The 23,820-nt window shown below is 31.6% G+C and carries 23 protein-coding genes and 1 tRNA gene; 15 read left to right on the top strand and 9 right to left on the bottom strand.

The features are described from left to right. Positions 1–2: 2 nt before the first annotated feature. The 3 genes from T1L09_RS11725 to T1L09_RS11735 form a co-directional block, all read right to left on the bottom strand. Positions 3–245, bottom strand: coding sequence for a hypothetical protein (locus tag T1L09_RS11725; protein ID WP_322551151.1), 243 nt, complete (start codon positions 243–245; stop codon positions 3–5). 107 nt (positions 246–352) lie between these two features. Beyond that, positions 353–679 carry a YtxH domain-containing protein gene (locus T1L09_RS11730; RefSeq protein ID WP_322551152.1) on the bottom strand — a complete coding sequence of 109 codons (327 nt, stop codon included), beginning with the start codon at positions 677–679 and terminating at the stop codon, positions 353–355. Positions 680–1,025: 346 nt separating this feature from the next. Then, positions 1,026–2,708 carry a glutamine--tRNA ligase/YqeY domain fusion protein gene (locus T1L09_RS11735; RefSeq protein ID WP_322551153.1) on the bottom strand — a complete coding sequence of 561 codons (1,683 nt, stop codon included), beginning with the start codon at positions 2,706–2,708 and terminating at the stop codon, positions 1,026–1,028. Between the two features lie 129 nt (positions 2,709–2,837). Here T1L09_RS11735 and T1L09_RS11740 point away from each other — a divergent pair, with 129 nt between their 5' ends. Genes T1L09_RS11740 through folB form a run of 3 tightly spaced genes read left to right on the top strand, consistent with a single transcriptional unit; the run spans position 2,838 to position 3,711 of the window. Then, the gene (locus T1L09_RS11740) at positions 2,838–3,056 is read left to right on the top strand and encodes a hypothetical protein (protein WP_322551154.1); all 219 of its coding nucleotides are present in this window, start codon (positions 2,838–2,840) and stop codon (positions 3,054–3,056) included. Next, complete coding sequence (locus T1L09_RS11745; RefSeq protein WP_322551155.1) at positions 3,037–3,348, top strand: hypothetical protein; 312 nt, start codon at positions 3,037–3,039, stop codon at positions 3,346–3,348. The genes T1L09_RS11740 and T1L09_RS11745 overlap by 20 nt, the downstream gene beginning before the upstream one ends. A 3-nt stretch (positions 3,349–3,351) precedes the next feature. Then, positions 3,352–3,711: a dihydroneopterin aldolase gene (gene folB / locus T1L09_RS11750; protein WP_322551156.1), complete on the top strand. Its 360-nt coding sequence runs from the start codon at positions 3,352–3,354 to the stop codon at positions 3,709–3,711. A 79-nt stretch (positions 3,712–3,790) separates the two neighbouring features. Here folB and T1L09_RS11755 read toward each other — a convergent pair whose 3' ends face one another. Beyond that, complete coding sequence (locus tag T1L09_RS11755) at positions 3,791–5,737, bottom strand: LTA synthase family protein (protein WP_322551157.1); 1,947 nt, start codon at positions 5,735–5,737, stop codon at positions 3,791–3,793. Positions 5,738–5,834: 97 nt separating this feature from the next. Here T1L09_RS11755 and T1L09_RS11760 point away from each other — a divergent pair. Beyond that, a tRNA-Cys gene (locus T1L09_RS11760) sits at positions 5,835–5,908 on the top strand. A gap of 182 nt (positions 5,909–6,090) precedes the next feature. Here T1L09_RS11760 and T1L09_RS11765 read toward each other — a convergent pair. The 3 genes from T1L09_RS11765 to rnr form a co-directional block, all read right to left on the bottom strand. Then, on the bottom strand, positions 6,091–6,786 hold the full coding sequence (locus T1L09_RS11765; RefSeq protein ID WP_322551158.1) for a LysE family translocator: 696 nt from the start codon (positions 6,784–6,786) through the stop codon (positions 6,091–6,093). 93 nt (positions 6,787–6,879) lie between these two features. Continuing rightward, positions 6,880–7,548: a head GIN domain-containing protein gene (locus tag T1L09_RS11770; protein ID WP_322551159.1), complete on the bottom strand. Its 669-nt coding sequence runs from the start codon at positions 7,546–7,548 to the stop codon at positions 6,880–6,882. 136 nt (positions 7,549–7,684) lie between these two features. Beyond that, positions 7,685–9,859 (bottom strand): ribonuclease R, encoded by a 2,175-nt coding sequence (gene rnr / locus T1L09_RS11775; protein ID WP_322551160.1) that lies wholly within the window; start codon positions 9,857–9,859, stop codon positions 7,685–7,687. Positions 9,860–9,980: 121 nt separating this feature from the next. Here rnr and T1L09_RS11780 point away from each other — a divergent pair, with 121 nt between their 5' ends. The 6 genes from T1L09_RS11780 (at position 9,981) to T1L09_RS11805 (ending at position 17,256) form a co-directional block, all read left to right on the top strand. Next, a complete protein-coding gene (locus tag T1L09_RS11780) occupies positions 9,981–10,214 on the top strand; it encodes a hypothetical protein (RefSeq protein ID WP_322551161.1) in 234 nt (77 codons plus the stop codon). Positions 10,215–10,265: 51 nt separating this feature from the next. Beyond that, the gene (locus T1L09_RS11785) at positions 10,266–10,505 is read left to right on the top strand and encodes a putative signal transducing protein (protein ID WP_322551162.1); all 240 of its coding nucleotides are present in this window, start codon (positions 10,266–10,268) and stop codon (positions 10,503–10,505) included. A 619-nt stretch (positions 10,506–11,124) separates the two neighbouring features. Continuing rightward, positions 11,125–11,556, top strand: coding sequence for a ribose 5-phosphate isomerase B (gene rpiB / locus T1L09_RS11790; RefSeq protein WP_322551163.1), 432 nt, complete (start codon positions 11,125–11,127; stop codon positions 11,554–11,556). Positions 11,557–11,660: 104 nt separating this feature from the next. After that, positions 11,661–12,563, top strand: coding sequence for a cation diffusion facilitator family transporter (locus T1L09_RS11795; RefSeq protein WP_322551164.1), 903 nt, complete (start codon positions 11,661–11,663; stop codon positions 12,561–12,563). A gap of 114 nt (positions 12,564–12,677) precedes the next feature. After that, positions 12,678–16,124, top strand: a complete 3,447-nt coding sequence (locus tag T1L09_RS11800) for a pyruvate carboxylase (protein ID WP_322551165.1) — start codon at positions 12,678–12,680, stop codon at positions 16,122–16,124. 85 nt (positions 16,125–16,209) lie between these two features. Next, on the top strand, positions 16,210–17,256 hold the full coding sequence (locus T1L09_RS11805) for a hypothetical protein (RefSeq protein WP_322551166.1): 1,047 nt from the start codon (positions 16,210–16,212) through the stop codon (positions 17,254–17,256). A 9-nt stretch (positions 17,257–17,265) separates the two neighbouring features. Here T1L09_RS11805 and T1L09_RS11810 read toward each other — a convergent pair whose 3' ends face one another. Continuing rightward, a complete protein-coding gene (locus tag T1L09_RS11810) occupies positions 17,266–17,538 on the bottom strand; it encodes a DUF1294 domain-containing protein (protein ID WP_322551167.1) in 273 nt (90 codons plus the stop codon). Positions 17,539–17,705: 167 nt separating this feature from the next. Between T1L09_RS11810 and T1L09_RS11815 the strand changes: the two genes are divergently transcribed. Together T1L09_RS11815 and T1L09_RS11820 are read left to right on the top strand one after the other, a co-directional pair. Then, positions 17,706–17,909 carry a hypothetical protein gene (locus T1L09_RS11815; RefSeq protein ID WP_322551168.1) on the top strand — a complete coding sequence of 68 codons (204 nt, stop codon included), beginning with the start codon at positions 17,706–17,708 and terminating at the stop codon, positions 17,907–17,909. 19 nt (positions 17,910–17,928) lie between these two features. Further along, a complete protein-coding gene (locus T1L09_RS11820) occupies positions 17,929–20,055 on the top strand; it encodes a Tex family protein (RefSeq protein WP_322551169.1) in 2,127 nt (708 codons plus the stop codon). A gap of 231 nt (positions 20,056–20,286) precedes the next feature. On the opposite strand, the gene T1L09_RS11825 is transcribed toward T1L09_RS11820, so the two are convergent. Then, positions 20,287–20,496: a twin-arginine translocase TatA/TatE family subunit gene (locus T1L09_RS11825; RefSeq protein WP_322551170.1), complete on the bottom strand. Its 210-nt coding sequence runs from the start codon at positions 20,494–20,496 to the stop codon at positions 20,287–20,289. Between the two features lie 129 nt (positions 20,497–20,625). Here T1L09_RS11825 and T1L09_RS11830 point away from each other — a divergent pair, with 129 nt between their 5' ends. Genes T1L09_RS11830 through T1L09_RS11840 form a run of 3 tightly spaced genes read left to right on the top strand, consistent with a single transcriptional unit; the run spans position 20,626 to position 23,819 of the window. Continuing rightward, complete coding sequence (locus T1L09_RS11830) at positions 20,626–21,498, top strand: murein hydrolase activator EnvC family protein (RefSeq protein WP_322551171.1); 873 nt, start codon at positions 20,626–20,628, stop codon at positions 21,496–21,498. A 1-nt stretch (position 21,499) separates the two neighbouring features. Next, complete coding sequence (locus tag T1L09_RS11835) at positions 21,500–22,993, top strand: GH3 auxin-responsive promoter family protein (protein ID WP_322551172.1); 1,494 nt, start codon at positions 21,500–21,502, stop codon at positions 22,991–22,993. 1 nt (position 22,994) lies between these two features. Then, positions 22,995–23,819, top strand: coding sequence for a carboxypeptidase-like regulatory domain-containing protein (locus T1L09_RS11840; protein ID WP_322551173.1), 825 nt, complete (start codon positions 22,995–22,997; stop codon positions 23,817–23,819). The last annotated feature ends 1 nt before the right edge of the window (position 23,820 follow it).

Genomic DNA, 23,820 nt, shown 5'->3' on the forward strand with positions numbered 1-23,820 from the left:
AATTAATCGTTAAAAAATATTTCAGAGAAGCGTTCTAAAATTGGTCCTTCAATTATTCTATCTTTTACAAAGGACAAGAGAAGGGCTAATACCAAATAAATTCCACCTACAATTAGAAATCCCAAGGCTGTACTTCCGACTAAATCGCCCAAAGCATAAGAGCCAGCTATCGAAATAAAAAGTAAAAAAATCAATAAGAACAATGCAATTAAAATAAATTTAAGAATCATTGTGGTCGACTTCATTGCTACTTTAAAACCCCAAAGTTTATAATAAGCAAGTGAACTATCAATATAAGCTTTTGTGCTTTCTTGAATGTCTTCTATATTTTATTTAAGTTCATCAAATGCCATTAGCGTTGTAGTTTGGCGTTTTGTTTTTTAAGTTCGGCTAACTTCTCCTCTAAAAACGTAATTGTTTCTTCTGCTTTATAACTTGTTTTCGAAAGCAAATTTTCAATCGATTCTTTTAAGTCTTCTTTTGTGTCCGTATATTTTTCCATCGCATCTTCTTCAAAAGAATTAAATCTGTCCACTGCTTGATTTTTTAAATCATCAATTCCATCTTTAATTTTTGCACGAGTTACCGAACCTTTATGAGGAGCAAATAAAATTCCTAAACCTGCTCCAATTATAGCACCTAATAAAAGTGCTGACGCGTTATCACTTCTGTTTGACATAATATTTAGATTTTTATTAAAGTTACGAAAAATATATGTGCTATGATTGGATTTATGATAAAATTAGTACGAAAACGATTTAGAAACGAAATAAGAAATGTTTGATTAGCTCACCATACAAGAAGTATAACAATGCAAAAAAGTGGTTAACATCGAATTTATGAAGGTCAATTTTTAAGTAAAAAATGATGTAAGTTCGAAATAAAATAGATAAATCTTATAATCACAAAAAGTGATTTATACGCTCTTCATAATAAGTAAAAGCTATTCTAGAAAAAACATAAAAAAAATCTCTACTAAAGTTTTCACCTTATTAGAGATTTTAATTATTTTTTTGAAGAAAATTTTATTGAACGCTAACTTTTGCCCAAGTATCTCTTAAACCAACCGTTTTGTTGAAAACTAATTTTTCAGCTGTTGAATCTCTGTCGACACAAAAATAACCCAAACGTTGGAATTGGAAATGATCTAATTCTTTTGAAGACGTTAAACTAGGTTCTACATATCCTGTAATTACTTTTAAAGAATTTGGATTGATGAATTCTTTGAAATCTACTTCTTTATTTCCATCTGGATTTTCGTGTGTGAATAAACGGTCGTAAATTCTAACTTCCGCTTCTTTCGCGTGTGGAATCGAAACCCAGTGAATTGTTCCTTTTACTTTTCTTTGACTTGCTTCTGAACCACTTCCTGATTTAGAATCTTCATCATACGTAACGTGAATTTCAGTAATATTTCCGTTTTCGTCTTTAACAACTGATTCACCTTTAATGATATAAGCGTTTTTCAATCGTACTTCAGTTCCTAAAGTCAAACGGAAAAATTTCTTATGTGCTTCTTCCTGAAAGTCTTCTCTTTCAATATATAATTCTTTAGAAAATGGCAATTGACGGTAAGTCATCACTTCTTCTTCTGGATTATTTTCTGCTTCTAACCATTCTTCTTTTCCTTCTGGATAATTAGTAATTACTAATTTCACAGGATCTAAAACTGCCATTACACGAGGTGCAATTTTATTTAAATCTTCACGAACACAGAATTCTAAAAGCGAAACATCGATTAAATTATCACGTTTTGCAATTCCGATGGTGTTGGCAAAATTTACGATTGAATTGGGTGTATAACCACGTCTTCTCATTCCAGAAATCGTACTCATTCTCGGATCATCCCAAGACATAACGTGCTTTTCTTCAACTAATTGTGCTAATTTTCTCTTAGAAACTACGGTATGTGATAAATTTCTACGTGCAAATTCTCTTTGTTTTGGACGCACTTTAGTTTCATCATAAATTTGGTTCAAAAACCAATCGTATAATTCTCTATGAGGTAAAAATTCTAACGTACAAAAAGAGTGCGAAATTTGTTCTAAATAGTCACTTTCACCGTGAGCCCAGTCATACATTGGATAAATACACCAATCATTTCCTGTTCTGTGATGATGTGCGTGCATAATACGATAAATAATAGGATCACGCATTAACATATTGTTTGCACGCATACTAATTTTAGCACGCAATACGTGAGTTCCTTTCTCGAATTCACCGTTTTTCATACGGGTAAATAAGTCCAAATTCTCTTCAATAGAACGCGTTCTAAAAGGAGAATCCGTTCCAGGAGTTGTTGGTGTTCCTTTTTGAATAGCCATTTCTTCAGAAGAAATACTATCCACATAGGCTTTATCTTTTTTGATTAATTCAACAGCCCAATCATATAATTGTTGGAAATAATCCGAAGCATAACATTCTTTATCCCATTTAAAACCAAGCCATTCAACATCGCGTTTGATAGCATCTACGAATTCTTGCTCTTCTTTTGAAGGATTAGTATCGTCGAAACGAAGATTAACAGGTGCTTTATAATCCAATCCCAATCCGAAATTTAAACAAATAGCACTTGCGTGACCGACGTGTAAATATCCATTAGGTTCTGGTGGAAAACGAAAACGTAATTTATCTTGTGTCAAACCATTTTTTAAATCTTCTTCAATGATTTGCTCTATAAAATTCAATGATTTTTCTTCTGTTGACATACTGTTTTTTCTAACTTTACTGCAAAGATAGAAAATGTTTAAAGTTTAAAGTTTAAAAGTTGCCTAAAAAAATTGTGGTTTCAGTGACTTGAAATTTAAATTTTGTAACTTTGGTATAAACAATTAAAAATGAAACAGCTAACCGTAACCTTACCCGATGAGTTTTATGATTCATTTATCGCCTTTTTTAAGCATATTCCAGATGTGACAATTGCTGAAAAAAAAGAAAGCGAAGTTCCTTTATGGCAACAAGAAATGGTTTTAGAACGCATTAAAAATGCTAAACCAGAAGATTATATGAGTTGGGAAGAGTCAAAAAAGATACTAGATGCAAAATGGCTCAAATAATTTTGAAATCGAGATTCTAAAAAGAGCAAGTTTAGAAATTGATGAAATATCAGAATATTATGAGTCGTTGGTCGATGGATTAGGAACTAAGTTTTATATAGAACTAAGTTTTTATATTGAAACATTGCATTACATTCCTTTTTTTGAAAAAAAATATAAACTGATTAGAGTTTTGCCTTTGAAGAAATTTCCATATTCTATCCATTTTTCGGTAAATGAATCAGAAAAAATTGTCGAAATACACGCAGTAACTTGCGATTATCAAAATCCAGAAACACTTAAAATAAAATAAAAATTGGGAACAATCAAATTAAATACCATCCGCACTTATTCCTATCACGGTTGTTTGATCGAAGAAGGAAAAATAGGCTCTGATTATACGGTAGACTTAGAAATTAAGACTGATTTACGAAAATCTTCACAGACTGATGAATTAGCAGATACAGTTGATTATGTACTTTTAAATCAAATCGTTGTAGATGAAATGGCGATCAGATCTAAACTATTAGAAAATGTTGCCCAACGAATTATCACAAGATGTTTTGCTGAAATACCTTCAATTTCTAGAATAAAATTAGGCGTTTCAAAGATAAATCCACCTATTGGAGGCGATGTAGCTTCAGTTACAATTGAATTAGAAGAGTTTAGAAATTAACAATAAAAAAAATCTTCCAGAATTTACTTTAAATAATTAAGGTAAATTCTGGAAGAAAATTAAAAATATCAAGAGCTATCTATTCTAAACGATAAGCTCTATTTTTATATAAATTACTCGAAGCAATAATATGTGCCAAAGCGTCTTTTGCTAATTCTTCATCCAAAGTAGTTGGCATTAATTCGGTATCACTTTTCACTTTAAATTGCAATGGTTTTGCATTTGGATTCATAATAATGATATCGTCCGCAACTCTAAAAGCATAAGTTTCGTGAAATAACATTATGGTTCTTCCTTTGGTTTCTTTTGTTAATTTCATAAGGTTTCTTCCTGGCATTGTTGAGTTTGTGGTAATTCCCGAAAGGGCTAAAACCGTAGAAGGAATATCCATTTGACTGGCTAAATTGTCATAAGTAGTTCCAGGTTTCACATTCGGTGCAATAATTAAAGCTGGAATATGAAATTTATTTACTGGAACTAAGTTTTTACCATAAGTTCTAGTATTGTGATCAGCAATTACAATAAAAATAGTGTTTTTATAATAGGCTTCTTTTTTAGCTAATTCGAAGAATTTACCAATAGAGAAATCAGCGTATTTCATAGCATTGTTGACTGTATTTTTTTGTTTATCGTAAAGTTCAATCCTTCCGTCAGGAAATTCAAAAGGTTCGTGATTAGATGTTGAAAACATTAAGGAGAAGAATGATTTATCACCTAATGATTTAAAATAATCGTTTGCTTTAGTCGCTAAATCTTCGTCTGAATAACCCCAAGTTCCTTTGAACGCATATTTTTTTTCGTCAGCATCAAAATCAGTTTCATCAATGATGTTTTTGAAACCATTTCCATTGAAAAATGATGCCATATTATCAAAGTTCGACATTCCTCCATAAATGAAACTCGTGTCATAATTTTGTTTTCCAAAAACTTCAGCTAACGTGAAAAAACCTTGTTGAGCTCCACCTAATTTTACAGCACTTTCAGATGGATTTGGTAAAAATCCTGAAACAACTTGTTCAATTCCTCTTACACTTCTAGTTCCTGTGCAGTATAAATTGGTAAATAACAAACCTTCTTTTGATAACTTATCTAGTTCTGGTGTTAAGGGTAAACCATTTAAAATTCCAACATATTCAGCTCCTAAGCTTTCTTGCAAAAAGATAACAACATTATATTTAGGTTGAATGGAATCGGGCTGTACTTTATGTAATAATGGGATTTCATTGTTTATGAATTCTGTAACGTCCATATATTTTTTAACTCTTGAATAAGCCTCTAATTCGTCCATTTTACCGTATTTCTTTACATCGCCTTCATTCTTCATCGAATAAGCAGCAAAAGCAACTGTATAAAGTGAATTCAATCCTAATGAGTTCGTCATTTGATCCGAACAGAAAATTGCATTACTTGCATTGATTGGACGTTTAGATGTTAAACTTCCACGAGCACCAAAAAATAATAGAAATGCTACAAAAGGTAATAAAATTAATTTAGGAATATAATTAGTTGCTAAAGGATAAAATACTTTCTTTCCGTTTTTGAAAGCGAAAAACAATGCAATTCCTAGTAAAATTGTAGTAATAATTAAAGAAGGTAAATAACTTTTAATAAGTGTTCCAACCACTTCTTTTGGATAAATTAAATAATCTAAAAACAAGCGATTTGGTCGTGTATCGTATTGGTTGATGAAATCCAAGGTTGATAATTCCATCAATAATAATAGGAAAAGGAAAAATATAAAGTAAATATTAAAGAACTTTTTCATTTTATCTAAAACTGTACTTGGTAAAAAAGTAAGTAAAATGAAGGGAAGAACTGATAAATAACAAAGAATTATCAAATCAAAACGAAGTCCAATACTGAATATTTGTAGAAAGTTTTCAGTTTCTACAATACGTTCTCTAAAAATAAAAAATAAAAATATTCTACTTAACGTGTTGATTAGTAATCCAATTAAGATAAAACTAAGGATTGGTTTTAGGTAACGCAAATGCTTCATAATTAATAAAGTGTTTAATTCAGACAAAAGTAAACTTTAAAACTAACTATAAATACTTAATAATTGCTTAATATTTTTTGGTAAAGAGGAAATAAAATGTAAATTTGCAATCCATTCAACAAAAGGCGTCGTGGCCGAGCGGCTAGGCACCGGTCTGCAAAACCGTCTACTCCGGTTCGAATCCGGACGATGCCTCCAAAACCTTCTAAGTAATTAGGAGGTTTTTTTATATGATAATTTAGGAAAATACTGTTCGAATCAGTCCCGAAGCTTCGGGAGATGCCTCTAAAACCTTCTAAGTAATTAGGAGGTTTTTTTATGCTTAATTTTAGGAAAAAGGGTTTCTGAAACAAGTTCAGAATGACAAAATCAATAATTAATTATTCTACAACTGCAGTTTTTGGTAACAACTTGTTGGTAATCATTTCTTTTTCTTTTGGAAAGAAACCTTGAAGAATAAAAAATAATCCAAAAATTAAAATAATAATACTGATTACTCTTTTAATTTTATAAATATTTGAAGGTGTTAATTTGTTTTTTAATTGTTTAGCTAGTAATATCTTACCGATATCGAATATCAGATAAAATAATAAAATAGCAGCAAAAAATATGGTAATTCTTGAAGTATTCATTTCCATTTGAGGTCCGTAAGTAATGATAATCATCATCCAAAAACCAAGCACACCAATGTTAATGAAATTTAGAAAAAAGCCTTTAAAAAATAAACCTAAATAATTTTTTTTAGGAATATTATCATCATCAATTTCAATTTCTTGTTGTTTTATGAAGTTTCTTTTTAGTAAAATAAAAGAAATCAAACCATAGCTCAGCATAATAATTCCGCCAATTACAAAGAGTGTTGGGTTATCTTTTAATTGTTCTAAAAGTTGATTTGTCGTTAAATAAGCAATTAAAATAAAGATAATATCACTGAAAACAATACCTAAATCGAATACCAATGCTGCTCTAAACCCTTTTAAAATACTGGTTTCAAGCAACACAAAAAATCCAGGACCAATTGAAAATGCCAATAAAAGTCCCCAAGGAATTGCAGTAAGTATATCGTGTAAATGCAAATGTTCAGTATTCAGTTATTAGAATTCAGTGTGTGTTATAAAATACGAATTTACAAAAAATTCTGCCAACTAAAAACTGAACATTGAATACTATTATTTCACTTGTTCAATAGTGCCACCAGCAATCTTCTTTTCGTTGATTTGCTTTGGTTTACCATAAATTTTGATTTCTCCCCCAGCTCTCGTTTTAGCATCAACTAATTCCGTTGCATAAACGTGTGCTATTCCACCGGCATTTACGGTAACAACTGTTTGTTCCGTGGTGCAATCTTGACCGTCATATTTTCCGCCAGAGTTCGATAGAATATCTTGATTTCTAACTGTACCTTTTACCGTTACAATACTTCCTTGCGAAACTTTTACTTGCAATCTGCTGGCTTGTAAATTTGGTATTTTAATTTCAGAACCTTCTTTACAAATAATATCGAAATTAATAGCCTTTATTTCGTCAGAAGTTCCTATTCTACTGCCTTCATTGGCTTCAACAGCATCTATTTTTTTAAAATAAACAGTAACTGAAATTGCATCTCCTTGTAAAATTTTTGTAAAAGACATTCTAATTTTTAGTTCACCATTTTTATTAACTAATTCCACTTCTTGCGAATTAGAACCATTTAAAACAACTTTGTTTTCAGTCGATGCAATAAGCATAACATCAATTTTATCAAAAGAAGTTACTTTTTCAAAATCACCCACTTTTTTTTCGGTTTGAGCAAAAGCCATCGAACCGCATAATGCTAGTATAAATGCTATTTTTTTCATTGTAATATATATTTAAAAATTATCCTACAAGAATTATAACTCTTGTAGGATATAGGTTAATCAAAAATTGTTCCTTTTTAAGTTTAAAAGTCAACCCAACTGATCACTATTTACTGATTACTGTTAACTTTTATTACTATTTTTTTCTTAAGTAATTGAAATCCAATTGTTTTTTTACTAAATCGGCATTTTTAACTTTCACGTAAACTTCATCTCCAAGTTGTAAAATATTTTTAGAAACTTCGCCCACTAAAGCATATTGTTTTTCGTCAAATGTGTAATAATCATCTCTAATTTCACGAATTCTAACCATTCCTTCGCATTTATTTTCAATGATTTCTACATAAATTCCCCATTCGGTTACGCCTGAAATTACAGCTAAGAATTCTTCATCTTTATGATTTTGCATAAATTTAACCTGCATATATTTCACAGAATCTCTTTCCGCGTGAGCAGATAAACCTTCCATCTGTGAACAATGCACACATTTTTCTTCATACACTTCTTCATCTACACTTTTTCCACCATCAATATAATATTGTAACAAGCGATGAGCCATAACATCGGGATAGCGACGAATTGGCGATGTAAAATGACTGTAATAATCAAAAGCAAGTCCATAATGACCAATATTTTCGGTCGAATAGGCGGCTTTACTCATACTTCTAATTGTTAAAGTATCTACTAAATTTTGTTCTTTTTTACCTTGAACGTCTGATAATAAATTATTTAAAGAACTCGAAATATCTTGTTTAGAACGTAAATTCAACTTATAACCAAACTTAGCAATCACCGTTTGAAGATTGATTAATTTATCTTCATTCGGTTCATCGTGAATTCTATAAATGAAAGTTTTCTTCTGTTTTCCAATAAATTCTGCTACTTTTCTATTAGCAAGCAACATAAATTCTTCAATCAAATGATTGGCATCTTTACTTTGTTTGAAATAAACACCAATAGGTTCTGCATTTTCGTCTAAATTAAATTTCACTTCTACTTTATCAAACGAAATTGCTCCAGCTGCCATTCGTTTTTGACGTAGAATTTTAGCTAAATCATTCATTTTTAGAGTGGCTTCAACTATTGGTTTTGGCACTTCATAAGCACTTCCTGTAATTGAAATTTCAACTGGAATACTAGCTGATTTTGTTTCAATGATACTTTGTGCTTCTTCATAAGCAAAACGTTGATCTGAATACGTTACGGTTCTTCCAAACCACGAATTTAGAATTTCAGCTTTGTCATTCAATTCGAAAACTGCCGAAAACGTATATTTTTCTTCATTTGGTCGTAAAGAACACGCAAAATTCGATAATACTTCTGGAAGCATTGGCACCACACGATCCACTAAATAAACCGAAGTAGCTCGGTTATACGCTTCTTCATCTAAAATACTGCCTTCGGTTACATAATGCGACACATCGGCAATATGAATTCCTATTTCGTAATTCCCATTTTCTAAAATTTGATAAGACAAAGCATCATCAAAATCTTTAGCGTCTTTTGGATCAATTGTAAACGTTAAAACATCACGCATATCGCGACGTTTTTTAATTTCTTCTTCCGTAATTGACGTATCAATTTTATTTGCAAAAGCTTCCACTTCAATCGGGAAATCATACGGCAAACCATATTCAGCTAAAATTGCGTGAATTTCTGTATTGTGTTCGCCCGGTTTTCCTAATACTTTTACAACAGAGCCAAATGGAGAATCAGCTTTTTTAGGCCAATCTTCAAGTGCAACTAAAACGACATCACCATTTTCGGCTTCTCCAATTTTATTTTTTGGAATAAAAATATCGGTATACATTTTCGCATTAGCGGTAGAAACAAATGCAAAGTTTTTCTGAATGTCAATTACACCTACAAAATCATTTTTCTTACGTTCTAGAATTTCCAAAACTTCCGCTTCTGGTTTTCTTGAACTTCTTCTGTTGTAGATATACGCTTTTACTTTATCACCATCTAAAGCGTGATTTAAGTTTATAAACGGAATAAAAACATCATCTTCTAATTCATCACAAACGAAATAGCCCGTCTTCCGAGAAGTCATATCTACTTTTCCTTCATAGTATTCTGCTTTGGAAATAATTTGATATTTGCCAACTTCCGTTTCGTGAATTTTATCTTGTGCTTTTAATATTTTTAAATCTCTAATAATTTCATTTCTGCTTTTTGTATCATTTAATTCTAATACAGCGGCAATTTGTTTGTAATTATAGGATTTAGAAGGCTCTTTTGCTAATATTTTAAAAATTTGTGCGGTAAAATCTTTTGTTTTTTTACCTAATTGTTTTGGTTTCTTACTCATTTATCATTTCTATTTAAAGTTGAAAGTTACGAAATAGTTGGATTGATTAACAATTTATACCTCAGATTTAATGAAAAAATAACTTTTCGTATATTTGTAATCTAACGAAAAATGAAAAGAAATGAATGAATTTGTAGTAGTTGCTATTTTTAACAACCAAAGAGAAACAATTAAAGTAAGAAGTGTATTAGAACGAAAAAACATTCGATACATCATCCAGGATGAAGCAGTCGTTTCTGTAGATCCGTTGCAAAGTATTGGTCTTGGGGACATTAAATTAAAAGTGGAAGAAGAACAAGAAGAAAATGTTAAAAATATTTTAAAAGAACTTAAAAAAGAAAAGTTTATTATTTAATGATTAAATTTAAGGGTTTACAATTATGTAACCCTTTTTTTATGACGTATTATGAAAGATTTTATCACCGTTGCTACTTTTAATTTTCAACACGAAATATTTAGTTTAAAAAATATTTTAGAACAAGAAGGAATTGCCTGCTTTTTTGAAAACGAAACTACTGTTGGTATTAATCCTTTTGGTTCGATTGCTTACGGAGGTATAAAACTAAAAGTACATCCAAACGATGAAGAAGTGGTGAGAACTATTCTAAAAGATTTGAATGAAAACAATCCGTTGAAAATTGTTTAATTTTTTTATTTTGAAAGTTATCAACATATATTAAATACAACAAAAAATATTTTTAATAAATTTTAAATTTATGATGTGTATTATAGTGTGTTAATAGCTACTATAAGTTTTCGATAATAAGATGTTATTTAAAGTTATGGTTAGTTATACAATCTAATTAACAATTTTTAAAAGGACTAACGATTTGAAAATTAGCTGGAATAAAAATCATTTTATGAAGTTATGAACAACTGTTAAAAAATGATTCTACTATACATTTGTAAATAACTTTAGCAATCAATTTCTATTAATAACTAGGTGAAAAATGTTGATAAGTATTCAATAAATCACCCAAACTAAATTAGCTTTTTATAATTAAGATTTGGATTACAATTTATTTCCTTACAACCAAAAAAAACTTCTTATTTTCTATCTAAAGTTGTTAACAAAAGTTATCATTTTAAGTTTCTTTGATTATCAAGGGTTTAAGAATAGCTATTAACAATTGTTAATATCGTAATCCGATTATGTTTTAATGTATTGATTATCAATATTATAATAAAATTAATTAGATTTTAAGAAGTTGAGGAAGAATAGTGCTTTTAACTTTAGTATTTTTGTAGTAACAAAAACGCAACTTATGAAAATTTCAATCGGAAACGATCACGCTGGACCAGCTTACAAAAAAGCAATTGTCACTTATTTAGAAGAAAAAGGATATACCGTTTTCAATCACGGAACGGATTCGTTTGAAAGTGTGGATTATCCAGATTTTGGACACGCAGTTGCTTATGATGTGCAATCTAAAAAAGCCGATTTAGGAATTGTAATTTGTGGTTCAGGAAATGGAATTGCAATGACAGCAAATAAACATCAAGATGTTCGTGCGGCTTTGTGCTGGACAAAAGAAATTGCAGGATTAGCACGTCAACATAATGATGCGAATATTATTAGTATTCCAGCACGATATACTTCAATTGAACAAGCCGTTGAAATGGTGGACACTTTCTTAAACACAAAATTCGAAGGCGGAAGACACGCTAATAGAGTGAATAAAATAGCTTGTAAATAAAATTAGATAATGGATATTTAGAAACTAGATTTTCAGAATTGAAAATTTACTTTTTTTTACTTTCTGAATATCTAAAAAATCTAACTATCCAAAAAACTAAAAAAATGAGTCACGTTCACATTCAAAAGCACGAAGTAAAAGGGAATAATCTATTAATTTCTATTTTACTAAATGTTGTTATTACTGTGGCCCAATTGATAGGTGGAATTATATCAGGAAGTTTAGCATTGATTTCCGATGCTTTGCACAACTTTTCTGATGTAATTTCATTAATTTTCAGTTTAGTCGCTCATAAATTATCCCGAAGAAAAGCTTCTTTAGATCAAACTTTTGGTTTAAAAAGAGCCGAATTAATAGCCGCTTTTGTAAATGCTGCTACTTTAATAATAGTAGCTTTTATTTTAATTTATGGTGCTATTGAACGTTTTTTCAATCCGCACGAAATTGAGTCTAATCTTGTTATTTGGTTGGCTTTATTAGGAATTTTAGTCAATGGTTTTTCGGTAATCTTACTTAAAAAAGATGCTGATCATAACTTGAATATGAAATCGGCTTATTTGCATTTACTAACTGATATGTTGGCTTCCGTAGCAGTATTAATTGGTGGTTTGTTAATGAAATTTTACGATTGGTTTTGGGTAGATAGTGTTATGACCATCTTAATCGCTGTTTATTTAATCGTTGTAGGATTCGATTTGATTATAAAGTCGACCAAAATGCTAATGCTTTTTACACCAGAACATATTGATATAAAAGAAATTGTTCGAGAAGTGCATAAAATTCCAGGTGCCGGAAGATTGCATCACATTCACGTTTGGCATTTAAATGAAGAAGAAATTCATTTAGAAGCCCATTTAGAATGTACTTCTGATATTTCGCTAACCGAATTCAACACTTTATTACATCAAATTGAAGTTTTAGTTTTTGATAAATTCGGAATCAATCACATCACCATTCAACCCGAATTTAAGAAAGAAGATCCAAAAGATTTTATCGTTCAAGATTGATTTCTAAAACTTTAGATGTATCTTTAAAGGTAAAATATTGTATAACAAAAATATATTATGCACGCATAGTATATTTTTTATACATTTACATTCTATAACTAGAACCAAACAACTATGTCAACTACTTTAACTATTAAAAAACTCCTTGTTGCAAACAGAGGAGAAATTGCTATTCGTGTATTTCGTGCAGCGACCGAATTAAGAATTCAAACTGTTGCGGTGTATACTTTTGAAGATCGCTACTCTTTACATCGCTACAAAGCCGATCAAAGTTTTCAAATTGGTGATGACACAGAATCCATCAAACCTTATTTAGATATTGAAGAAATCATTAAAGTAGCCAAAGAAAATCAGGTTGATGCCATTCATCCTGGTTATGGTTTTTTATCTGAAAATGTATCTTTAGCCAAACGATGTTTAGAAGAAGGAATTGTTTTCGTTGGTCCACGAATTGAAGCAATGTTGCAATTAGGCGATAAAGTTGAAGCAAAAAAAGTGGCCAGAGCCATTGGTGTTCCGTTAATTCAAGATTCAAAAATAAAATTAGTAACGGTAGAAGATGCTATAAACGAAGCAACTGCAATTGGTTTTCCAATTATGTTAAAAGCTGCGGCTGGCGGTGGCGGACGAGGAATGCGTGTAATTCGCAATGCCGAAGAAATGAAAACTGCTTTTGTAAATGCAAAAAGTGAAGCTTTAAAATCATTTGGCGATGATACTGTTTTTATAGAAAAATTCATCGAAAATCCAAAACATATTGAAGTACAAATATTAGGTGATAATCACGGAAATGTAGTTCATTTATACGAAAGAGATTGTTCCGTTCAAAGACGTTTTCAAAAAGTAATTGAAATTGCTCCTTCGATTTTAAAGCAAGAAACCAAGCAGAAATTATATGATTATGCGATTAAAATTGCAAAATATGTCAATTATAACAATGCCGGAACGGTTGAGTTTTTAGTAGACCAAGAAGAAAATATTTACTTTATCGAAGTAAATCCAAGAATTCAAGTAGAGCACACCATTACGGAAGAAATTACCGGAATTGATATTGTTCGTTCCCAACTTATTATTGCGGCGGGTCATCCTTTATCGCACAGTCAAATATTTATTCAAAAACAAGAAGATATTCCTTGTAAAGGTTGGGCAATTCAATGTAGAATCACCACGGAAGATACAGAAAACGACTTCAAACCTGATTACGGAACTATTATCGCTTATCGAAATGCAGGAGGTTACGGAATTCGTTTAGACGAAGGAAGTTGTTATTCAGGCGTAACAATTTCGCCATTTTTCGATTCGATGTTGGTAAAAGTTTCATCCAGTGGCCGAACTTTAAAAGGAGCTTCGGACCGATTGAGAAGAACTTTAGAAGAATTTAGAATTAGAGGTGTAAAAACAAATATTCCGTTTTTAACCAATGTAATGTCTAATGAAACCTTTAGAAATGGCGAAGCAACGGTTAATTTTATTCCAGAAAATCAACATTTATTAAAACCTCGTCAAGGATATTCGCAAGACAGAGGAACCAAATTAATCAAATATTTAGCTGAGGTAAAAGTAAATGGTCATCCTGATGTTAAAAAAGTAGATACCGATAAAGTATTTAGAAAACCTTTAGTGCCACAAGTTCCACAAGCTGAATTTCCTAAAGGAACGAAGGATTTATTAAATGAAATGGGTAGAGAAAAATTCATCCAATACATTAAAAACGAAAAGAAGATTTTCTATACCGATACCACTTTGCGTGATGCACATCAATCGCTTTTCGCAACGCGTTTACGTAATTACGATATTTTAAAAGTTACGGAAGGAATGGCTAAAAATTTCCCACAACTTTTTTCATTAGAAGTTTGGGGCGGAGCTACTTTTGATGTTACGATGCGTTTTCTGCATGAAGATCCGTGGGAACGTTTAAGAGCGATTCGAAAAGCAGCTCCAAATGTATTGCTTCAAATGTTATTTAGAGGAAGTAATGCCGTGGGATATTCCGCTTATCCAGATAATGTTTTAGAACAATTTATCATTAAAAGTGCCGAAAACGGTATCGATGTGTTCCGAATTTTCGATTCCCTAAACTGGATTGAAGGTATGAAACACAGTATAAAAATCGTTAACGAAAAAACAAATGCTATCGCAGAAGCTTGTATTTGCTATACCGGAGACATTTTAAATCCTGAACGCCAGAAATTCAACTTAGATTATTATGTGAACTTGGCGAAGGAATTAGAAGCTGCCGGAGCACATATGTTGGCGATTAAAGATATGGCGGGTTTACTTAAACCTTATGCGGCTCAAGTGTTGATTACCGAGTTGAAAAAGCACATTTCAATTCCGATTCACTTGCATACACACGATACTTCTTCGATTCAATCAACAACTTATTTAAAAGCAATTGAAGCTGGAGTTGATGTTGTAGATGTTGCTTTGGCCTCGATGAGTGGCTTAACTTCGCAACCAAATTTCAACTCACTAGTTGCTGCTTTACAAGGTTCGGAAAGAGAAAATCCGATTGATCTTAAAAAATTAAACGAATATTCGAATTATTTTGAAGTGGTTCGCGAATATTATTATCCGTTTGAAAGTGAATTAAAAGCAGGAACTGCCGAAGTATATGATCACGAAATTCCAGGCGGACAATATTCAAATTTATTACCACAAGCAAGAGGTTTAGGCTTAGAAGATAAATTTGAAACCATTAAAGAAAATTACAAAGTTGTCAATCAATTGTTTGGCGACATTGTAAAAGTAACGCCTTCTTCAAAAGTAGTTGGTGATATGGCTTTATTTATGACTTCTAATAATTTAACGGCTCAAGAAGTCTTAGAAAAAGGCGATACTTTGGCTTTTCCAGAATCGGTAAAACAACTTTTTAGAGGTGATTTAGGGCAACCGTATTTAGGTTTTCCAAAAGAATTACAAAAACTAATTTTAAAGAAAGAGCAACCATACACCGAAAAACCAAATGCCCATTTAAAACCAATTGATTTTGAAGTCCAATTAAAAGAACTTCACGAAAAATTCGATGATAAATTAACTACCGAAGATTTATTGTCTTACATAATGTTTCCAAAGGTTTTCGAAGATTTTTATAATTTTAGAAAGCATTTCGGAAGGGTTGAAAAGTTACCTACAAAAAGCTTCTATTATCCTTTAAAACCAAATGAAGAAATTATTGTAAACTTAGATTTAGGAAAAAACATCATCATCAAATTACGCTATATGGGCGAACCTAATGAAGATGGTTTTAGAGAAGTATTTTTCCAAATGAATGGTCAAACAAGGAATGTATTGGTGAAAGATAATGCTGTAAAATCGGTAAAAGTTACTAATGCAAAAGCCAGCGGACCAAATGATATTGGTGCGCCATTACAAGGAAGTTTACTTAAAATTTTAGTAGCTGAAGGAGATAAAATAGAAAAAGATACGCCTTTGTTCATCATTGAAGCTATGAAAATGGAAACCACTATTTGTGCTCCAAAAGCAGGAACAATTTATAAAGTAGTGCTAAAAGAAAAAGCAATGATTGAACAAGATGATTGTGTAATTCAACTGCAATAAATTTTTTAAATATAAATTATAAAGCTGTTTCATTTTTTGGGACAGCTTTATTCGTTAAATTTACCAATTAAGACCTAAAATTTTAATGAGCGAAAATAAACCACAGTTTAAAAAAGAATATTATCCGATAAATGATGAACTAAGAACGTATCTTGAAAAGTATAAAAGAGTTACAAAAACCAATGTTTTTTATGACGATTTACTACGTTTTCAAGGCGCAATCGATGTGTATGATAAAAACGGAAAGGATACTTTATGGATACGAGTTTATTATAACGAATATGAACGCGTAGAAATAGATCGTTCTCTTAAGAAAATTTATACGCTGTTACATTCTGATGGAAATGAGAGTAATTTCGACTTCTTAAGTGTAGATGAAATTGATTTTTGCACTTTTGGAAATTCGAAGCCTTTTCGTATCAAAGTTCGAAATATTTTAAATGATAATTACACGCATTTTTACATCAAAAAAGCCGATGCTTCGCGTATTTTTGGTTTAGAATTAGAGCATATTTTATCGCCAAATAGAATTAATTACTTGGTATTTAAAGATACGTTGATTGAAGAACATATTTTAGGAATTCCGGGCGATGCTTTTCTTGAAAATAACTTAAAAAAATGTACGGAACACGAAAAAGCACAGATAGCTAAACAATTTGTGAAGTTCAATGAACGCTGTATGATTGGCCTTCTTGGCGATATGCGGTCGTATAATTTCGTGATTATTCCTATTTATGATTTTGATCAATTGGTGTTTAAAATTAGAGCCATCGATTTTGATCAACAAAGTTATGAAGGAAGTTTTAAGCTGTATAAACCGTTCTTGTTCAAAGAAAATTATTTGTATAGTAAATTGGTGCAAGACAAATTAAATCAGAATGCGATTGAGCAATATCAAAATGAAGAACGTTCAGTATTAGTTAAAAGATTAAGCGATTCAGAAACCCGAATAAACGATTTGATGTTGGCTATGAAAAACACACAATTAGCACCAAAAGAACACGTAGAACAACTCAAAGAAGAAGTGTATCAATATTCATTAGACATCGAATTCAAAAAAGCAAATTCAATGGGCGAAGTGGTAGAAGCAGCATTAAATTTTATGAAGCGAAATTACAAATACGAAGAATAGCACTGATTTTTAAACTGTAAAATAATCCAATCCAAAATAAACTAGAGCCAGTTGAATTACTATAATTCCGAATACTATTAATTTAAAAGAAGTTTTTTTTGTTTTGTGTCGAAATACCAGCATCGCCAATAAACCTCCAATCGTTCCTCCAAATAGCATTAATAGAAATAAACTTTTTTCAGAAACTCTATGTTCTCTATTTTTCGCCAATCGTTTGTCATAACCAAAAACACTAAATGTTATTAAGTTTATCAAAAGAAGTAAAGCTAAAACGAAAGGCATTTTTATAATTTTTTCAAATATACTACTATATTCCTTTTTAAAAATTTCAAATTAAACTGTTTAATTTTGATAATTCAGTCAATAGGTTGACGCAATTTACATTAGTTTATTATCTATAGAAAAATTATTTAGCATCGGAACGAATTAAAAAATAGATTTACTAAAAATTGGATAGCATTAACTATTTTTGGCGAACTTATGATCAACAAGAATTAGATTGGTTAGAAGAAAGAGCAGAAACGCTAGCCGGATTTGAATTCAAATGGAATGAAAGGAAAAAATCAAAAATTCCAATAGCTTTTTCAAAAGCCTACCCAGAAGCTACTTTCGAAGTAATAAACAAACAAAACTATTTGGATTTATTAGTATAAAATAAGCATATTTAAAAAAATGACAACGATTCAATTCATTCAAAACCAAACCAATATTGCTGTTAAAAGCATTGAAAATACGCTACAATTACTTTCTGAAGATTGTACAATTCCCTTTATTTCCCGCTATCGAAAAGACTTTACTGGAAATTTAGACGAAGTTCAAATTGAAACAATCGCCAAATTAAACAAGCAATTTGAAGAAATCAACAAGCGAAAAGAAAGCATTTTAAAATCGATTGTAGAACAAAATGCACTTTCTCCCGAATTGAAATCGAAAATTGAAAACAGTTATGATTTACAAGAGTTGGAAGACTTTTATTTGCCTTATAAAAAAACCAGAAAAACAAAAGCAGATACCGCTCGTGAAAACGGATTAGAGCCGTTGGCCAAAATCATTATGGCACAAAATAGCGATGCTATCGATTCTATTGCTTCTAAATATTTGAACGATAAAGTAGTTAATGAAGATGATGCATTGCAAGGAGCAAGAGACATTATTGCCGAATGGATTAATGAAAACATTTACATTCGAAAAAGTTTACGTCGTGTATTTCAGCGGCAAGCGGAAGTAATTACGAAAGTGGTAAAAGCTAAAAAAGACGACGAAAATGCGCAGAAATTTGTACAATATTTCGATTGGGCAGAACCGATTTCAAAAACGCCTTCACACCGATTATTAGCGATGCTTCGTGCTGAAAACGAAGGATTTGTGAAATTAAATGTGGCTATCGATAGAGAAGAAGCCCTTAGTTTCATTGAAGAAAACATCATCAAAAACAAAAAATCTGATGCTACTTCCCATTTAGAATTAGCGATAAAAGACAGTTACAAACGCTTATTAGAACCCGCAATTTCAAACGAAACCTTGCAAGAAGCGAAAGCAAAAGCCGATATTAAAGCAATTGATGTTTTTTCTGAAAATTTGCGTCAATTGTTGTTAGCACCGCCCTTAGGTGAAAAGCGAATTTTAGCGATTGATCCGGGTTATCGCTCGGGTTGTAAAGTGGTTTGTTTGGATGAAAAAGGCGATTTATTGAACAACGAAACCATTTATCCGCACGCTCCTCAAAACGAAAGTGCAATGGCGATGAAAAAAATTCGTTCGATGGTCAACGCTTATAATATAGAAGCCATTTCGATTGGAAACGGAACCGCTTCACGCGAAACGGAGTTTTTCATCAAGAAAATTGCATTTGATAAACCGGTTCAAGTTTTTGTGGTTTCAGAAGCTGGTGCATCGGTGTATTCGGCGAGTAAAATTGCTCGTGAAGAGTTTTCTAATTACGATGTAACGGTCAGAGGTTCGGTTTCTATCGGACGAAGATTATCCGATCCGTTGGCGGAATTGGTGAAAATCGATCCAAAATCAATAGGAGTGGGGCAATACCAACACGATGTCGATCAAACAAAATTACAAACTGCTCTTGATAGCACGGTAATTAGTTGTGTGAATTCAGTCGGAATTAACATCAACACCGCAAGTAAATCTTTATTAAGTTATGTTTCTGGAATTGGCGCGAAAATGGCTGAGAACATTGTAGCCTATCGTTCAGAAAATGGTCCATTTCAAGATCGAAAAGAATTGAAAAAAGTACCGCGTTTGGGCGAAAAAGCGTTCCAACAAGCCGCAGCATTTATTAGAATTAAAGACGGAAAAAATCCGTTAGATAATTCGGCAGTACATCCGGAAGCTTATAAAATTGTAGAGAAAATGGCTAAAGATTTAGGAATTAAAACCACAGAATTAATCGCCAACAAGGAATCAATCGCTAAAGTAAAACCTGAAAATTATATCACACCCGAAATTGGAATTTTAGGTTTAAAAGACATTCTTAAAGAATTAGAAAAGCCAGGATTAGATCCAAGGAAAGCAGCCAAAATATTTGAATTTGATCCAAACGTTCGTTCCATTAAAGATTTAAAAACAGGACAAATTTTACCAGGAATTGTGAATAACATTACGGCTTTTGGATGTTTTGTAGATTTGGGAATTAAAGAAAGTGGCTTGGTTCACATATCCCAATTGAAAGAAGGTTTTGTTTCGGATGTAAACGAAGTTGTAAAAATGCACCAACACGTGCAAGTCAAAGTGGTTGAGGTCGATGAAGCGAGAAAACGCATTCAGTTGACGATGGTTTTGTAGCAACAAAAAAATTCCAAATTCCAAAACTTACCTTAGTAACGTTTGGAATTTGGAATTTTCTAATTTCAAAGCAAAACTATTTTCTAGTTTGCTCTTCTTCAATTCTTTTAGAATAACCTGATTTTTTACCCAAATAAAAACCAATAAAAAATAAGGCGACTGGAAGTATTAAGGAAAAAAACACGATTATAAATTGAACCGGACCAAAAGTACTTAAACCAACCATAGGTTTTATTCTTTAATTTTTTCTTCTTCTTCTTTTCTAGAATTAGCCGGTTGATCATCGTCTTTAGCAGCGTTTTTAAACTCCTTAATTCCCGATCCAATTCCTTTCATTAATTCAGGAATTTTTTTCCCACCAAAAAGTAAAACCACAAGAGCAATTACTAAAACAATTTGCATAGGACCAATAGCTCCTAAAAATATAGATAATGTATTCATAATTACATATAATTTAAAGTACAAAGATATAAAGAAATATACAAATGATTATTTTTTAACTAATTATTATGTTGTTTAAAATTACAAACACGTTGTATTTAGTATATTTGTGGTATAAACCGTTTTAAAATGGCTAAAAAGAAGGTAAAACGCCAAATACTCCAACGAAAATTATTCAATAAAAGAAGGTTAATAATTCTTAATGAAGATACTTTTGAGGAAACTTTTTCATTAAAATTAAACTTAATGAATGTATTTGTTGTGGGAACAATCGGAGCTATTTTAATCATAATTACGACGACTTATATTATAGCATTCACAGATCTTCGCGAATATATTCCGGGTTATGCTTCTACAAAATTGAAGCAAGAAGCTATGGAAATGGCCATTAAATCAGACTCTTTAGAAAAAATGGTAAAAGTGAATAACGCTTACATTGCTTCCATAAAAAAAGTATTGACAGGCGATTTAGAATATGCGAAACTCAATAAAGATTCTATTGCTGCGGCTGATATTTCTAAAAATGATGAAACTGGACTTCTGGCAACTACAAAAGAAAGAGAATTAATAAATCAAGTGATTAAAGAAGATAAATATAATGTGTTTGAATCTTCTAAACCAAAGGTTAGTTTTGTAATGTTTGCACCTGCTCAAGGAGCTATTTTACAAAATTATAACGCTTTGAATAAACATTTAGCCGTTAAGATTGCATTAACGAGTAATACGCCAATAAAATCAGTTGCAGCTGGAACAGTAATTTTTTCCGATTGGACCCCGAGTTCAGGGTATGTAATTATTGTGCACCACAAGGATGATATTTTATCAGTTTATAAAAATGCAGCTTCAACTACTAAAAAACAAGGAAATATTGTCAAATCAGGTGAAGTTATTGCATTAGCAGGCAATTCAAATACCGTTCAAAATATGGGTGTAACGCTTGTTTTCGAATTGTGGAAAGACGGTTTCCCAATTGACCCCACTCAATTTATCAATTTCAATTAAGATGGCTATTAAAGCATTCGCGGCGAAATTATTTGCCAAAAGAATTCATACTAAAACTCAGAAATGGGTTACAAATCCTGTAGAAACACAACAAAAAGTTTTTGAAGCTTTACTTCGGGAAGCGGCTCAAACGGAATTTGGAAAAGACCACGATTTTTCGAATATTAAAACGTATGCTGATTTCGCTAAGAAAGTGCCGGTTCGCGATTATGAAGGTTTGAAATCTTATGTGGATCGCGTTGTAAAAGGAGAAGCCAATGTGCTTTGGAAAGGAAAACCACTTTATTTTGCTAAAACTTCTGGAACCACTTCCGGAGCTAAATATATTCCACTAACAGCGGAATCGATGCCTTTTCACATTGAAGCCGCTCGAAATGCCATTTTAGGATATATTTATCAAACGGGTAAAGCTGATTTTGTAACCGGTAAAATGATTTTCTTACAAGGAAGTCCACTTTTGGAAGAACAAAACGGTATTAAACTCGGACGATTATCCGGAATTGTTGCTCATTTTGTTCCGAAATATCTCCAAAAAAATAGAATGCCGAGTTTGGAAACCAATTGCATTGAAGACTGGGAAACCAAAGTAAATGCAATCGTAGCGGAAACCATCAACGAAAATATGTCGGTGATTTCAGGAATTCCGTCTTGGGTGCAAATGTATTTTGAAAAATTAAAAGAAAAAGCGAATAAACCAGTTGGTGAGATTTTTAAGAACTTTAATTTATTCATTTATGGCGGTGTTAATTACGAACCTTATCGGGCTAAATTTGAAAATTTAATTGGAAGAAAAGTGGATTCTATTGAGTTATTTCCGGCTTCTGAAGGATTTTTCGCATATCAATCGCATAATTTCAACATTGTAAATAAAGAAGGAATGTTGTTGTTGTTGAATTCAGGAATTTTCTACGAATTCATAAAAACTACAGAATTTTTCGATGGAAATCCAAGACGCTATACAATTGGTGAAGTGGAATTGGGCGTAAATTATGTATTAATCATTTCTACAAATGCCGGACTTTGGGGCTATAATATTGGTGATACCATTCAGTTTACAAGTTTGAAACCTTATCGAATCATCGTTTCGGGCCGCATTAAACATTATATTTCTGCTTTTGGTGAACACGTGATTGGTAAAGAAGTCGAAGCGGCTTTGCAAGAGGCGATGCAAGAAACGGATGTTCGTGTGAATGAATTTACGGTGGCACCACAAATCAATCCAGATTCAGGATTTCCTTATCACGAATGGTTCATTGAATTTGAAAACGAACCCGACAATTTGGAAGATTTTGCCTTAAGAATAGACAATGCAATGCGAAAACAAAACGCTTATTACGATGATTTGATTGTAGGCAATGTCTTGCGAACGCTTGTCATCAAAAAAGTAGTAAAAAACGGCTTTCAAGAGTATATGAAATCCATTGGAAAACTAGGCGGTCAGAATAAATTACCAAGACTTTCTAATGACCGAAAAATTGCTGATTTTTTTAAATAGGATGAGAGAAAAGATACTGACTTTAATTTTTTTTAGTGTTTCGCAAATTGCTTTTTCACAAATCAAAGGCGTGGTCAAAGACAGCATTTCGGGCGAACCGATTTCGTATGTGAACATTTGGGTAGAAAATGAAACGATTGGAACCACTTCTGAAGCCGATGGACGTTTTTCTTTGGATGTGAAACAAGATAAAAACATTGTTTTTTCCGTTTTAGGCTATGAAAAAAAGAAATTGAAAGGAACAAATGTTAGTTTAGTTCAATTGAATCCGATTGCTTATGAATTGGATGAAGTAATTCTTTTAGACAAAAAACAATCCAAACAAGTGGAAATAGGAAACATCAAAAACGCCATTTTTCAATCGTTTGATAATGGGCCAAAAGTAGAAGCCAAGTATTTTCCTTATCAAGCTTCTTACACCAAAACCAAATACATTAAAGAAATTACAATTTTCACAGATAGTAGAATAGATAACGCTACAATAAAACTGCACTTTTATAGTGTGGATGAAAATGGTGCACCGGGTCCGGAATTGCTAACCAAAGATCTTATCGTTAATTTAAAAAAAGGAGTGATCAAGCATCATTTTTCAGTTGAAGCTTATGATTTGGTTTTTCCTAAAAACGGATTATTTGTAGCTTATGAAAAACTATTAATTGAAAGCAACAAAACCGGAACCAAATACCAACCTTATGTCTTGTATAATTTCGTAGAAAGAGCTAATTTCTATACCTATGCTTATGGTAAATGGACTAAATTAAGTGCTGATTTTCAAAAAGATTTACAAATTTATGAACCTTCAATTAATCTAATTTTAAGTAACTAAA

Source organism: Flavobacterium psychraquaticum (assembly GCF_034497725.1).
Lineage (GTDB): Bacteria > Bacteroidota > Bacteroidia > Flavobacteriales > Flavobacteriaceae > Flavobacterium > Flavobacterium psychraquaticum.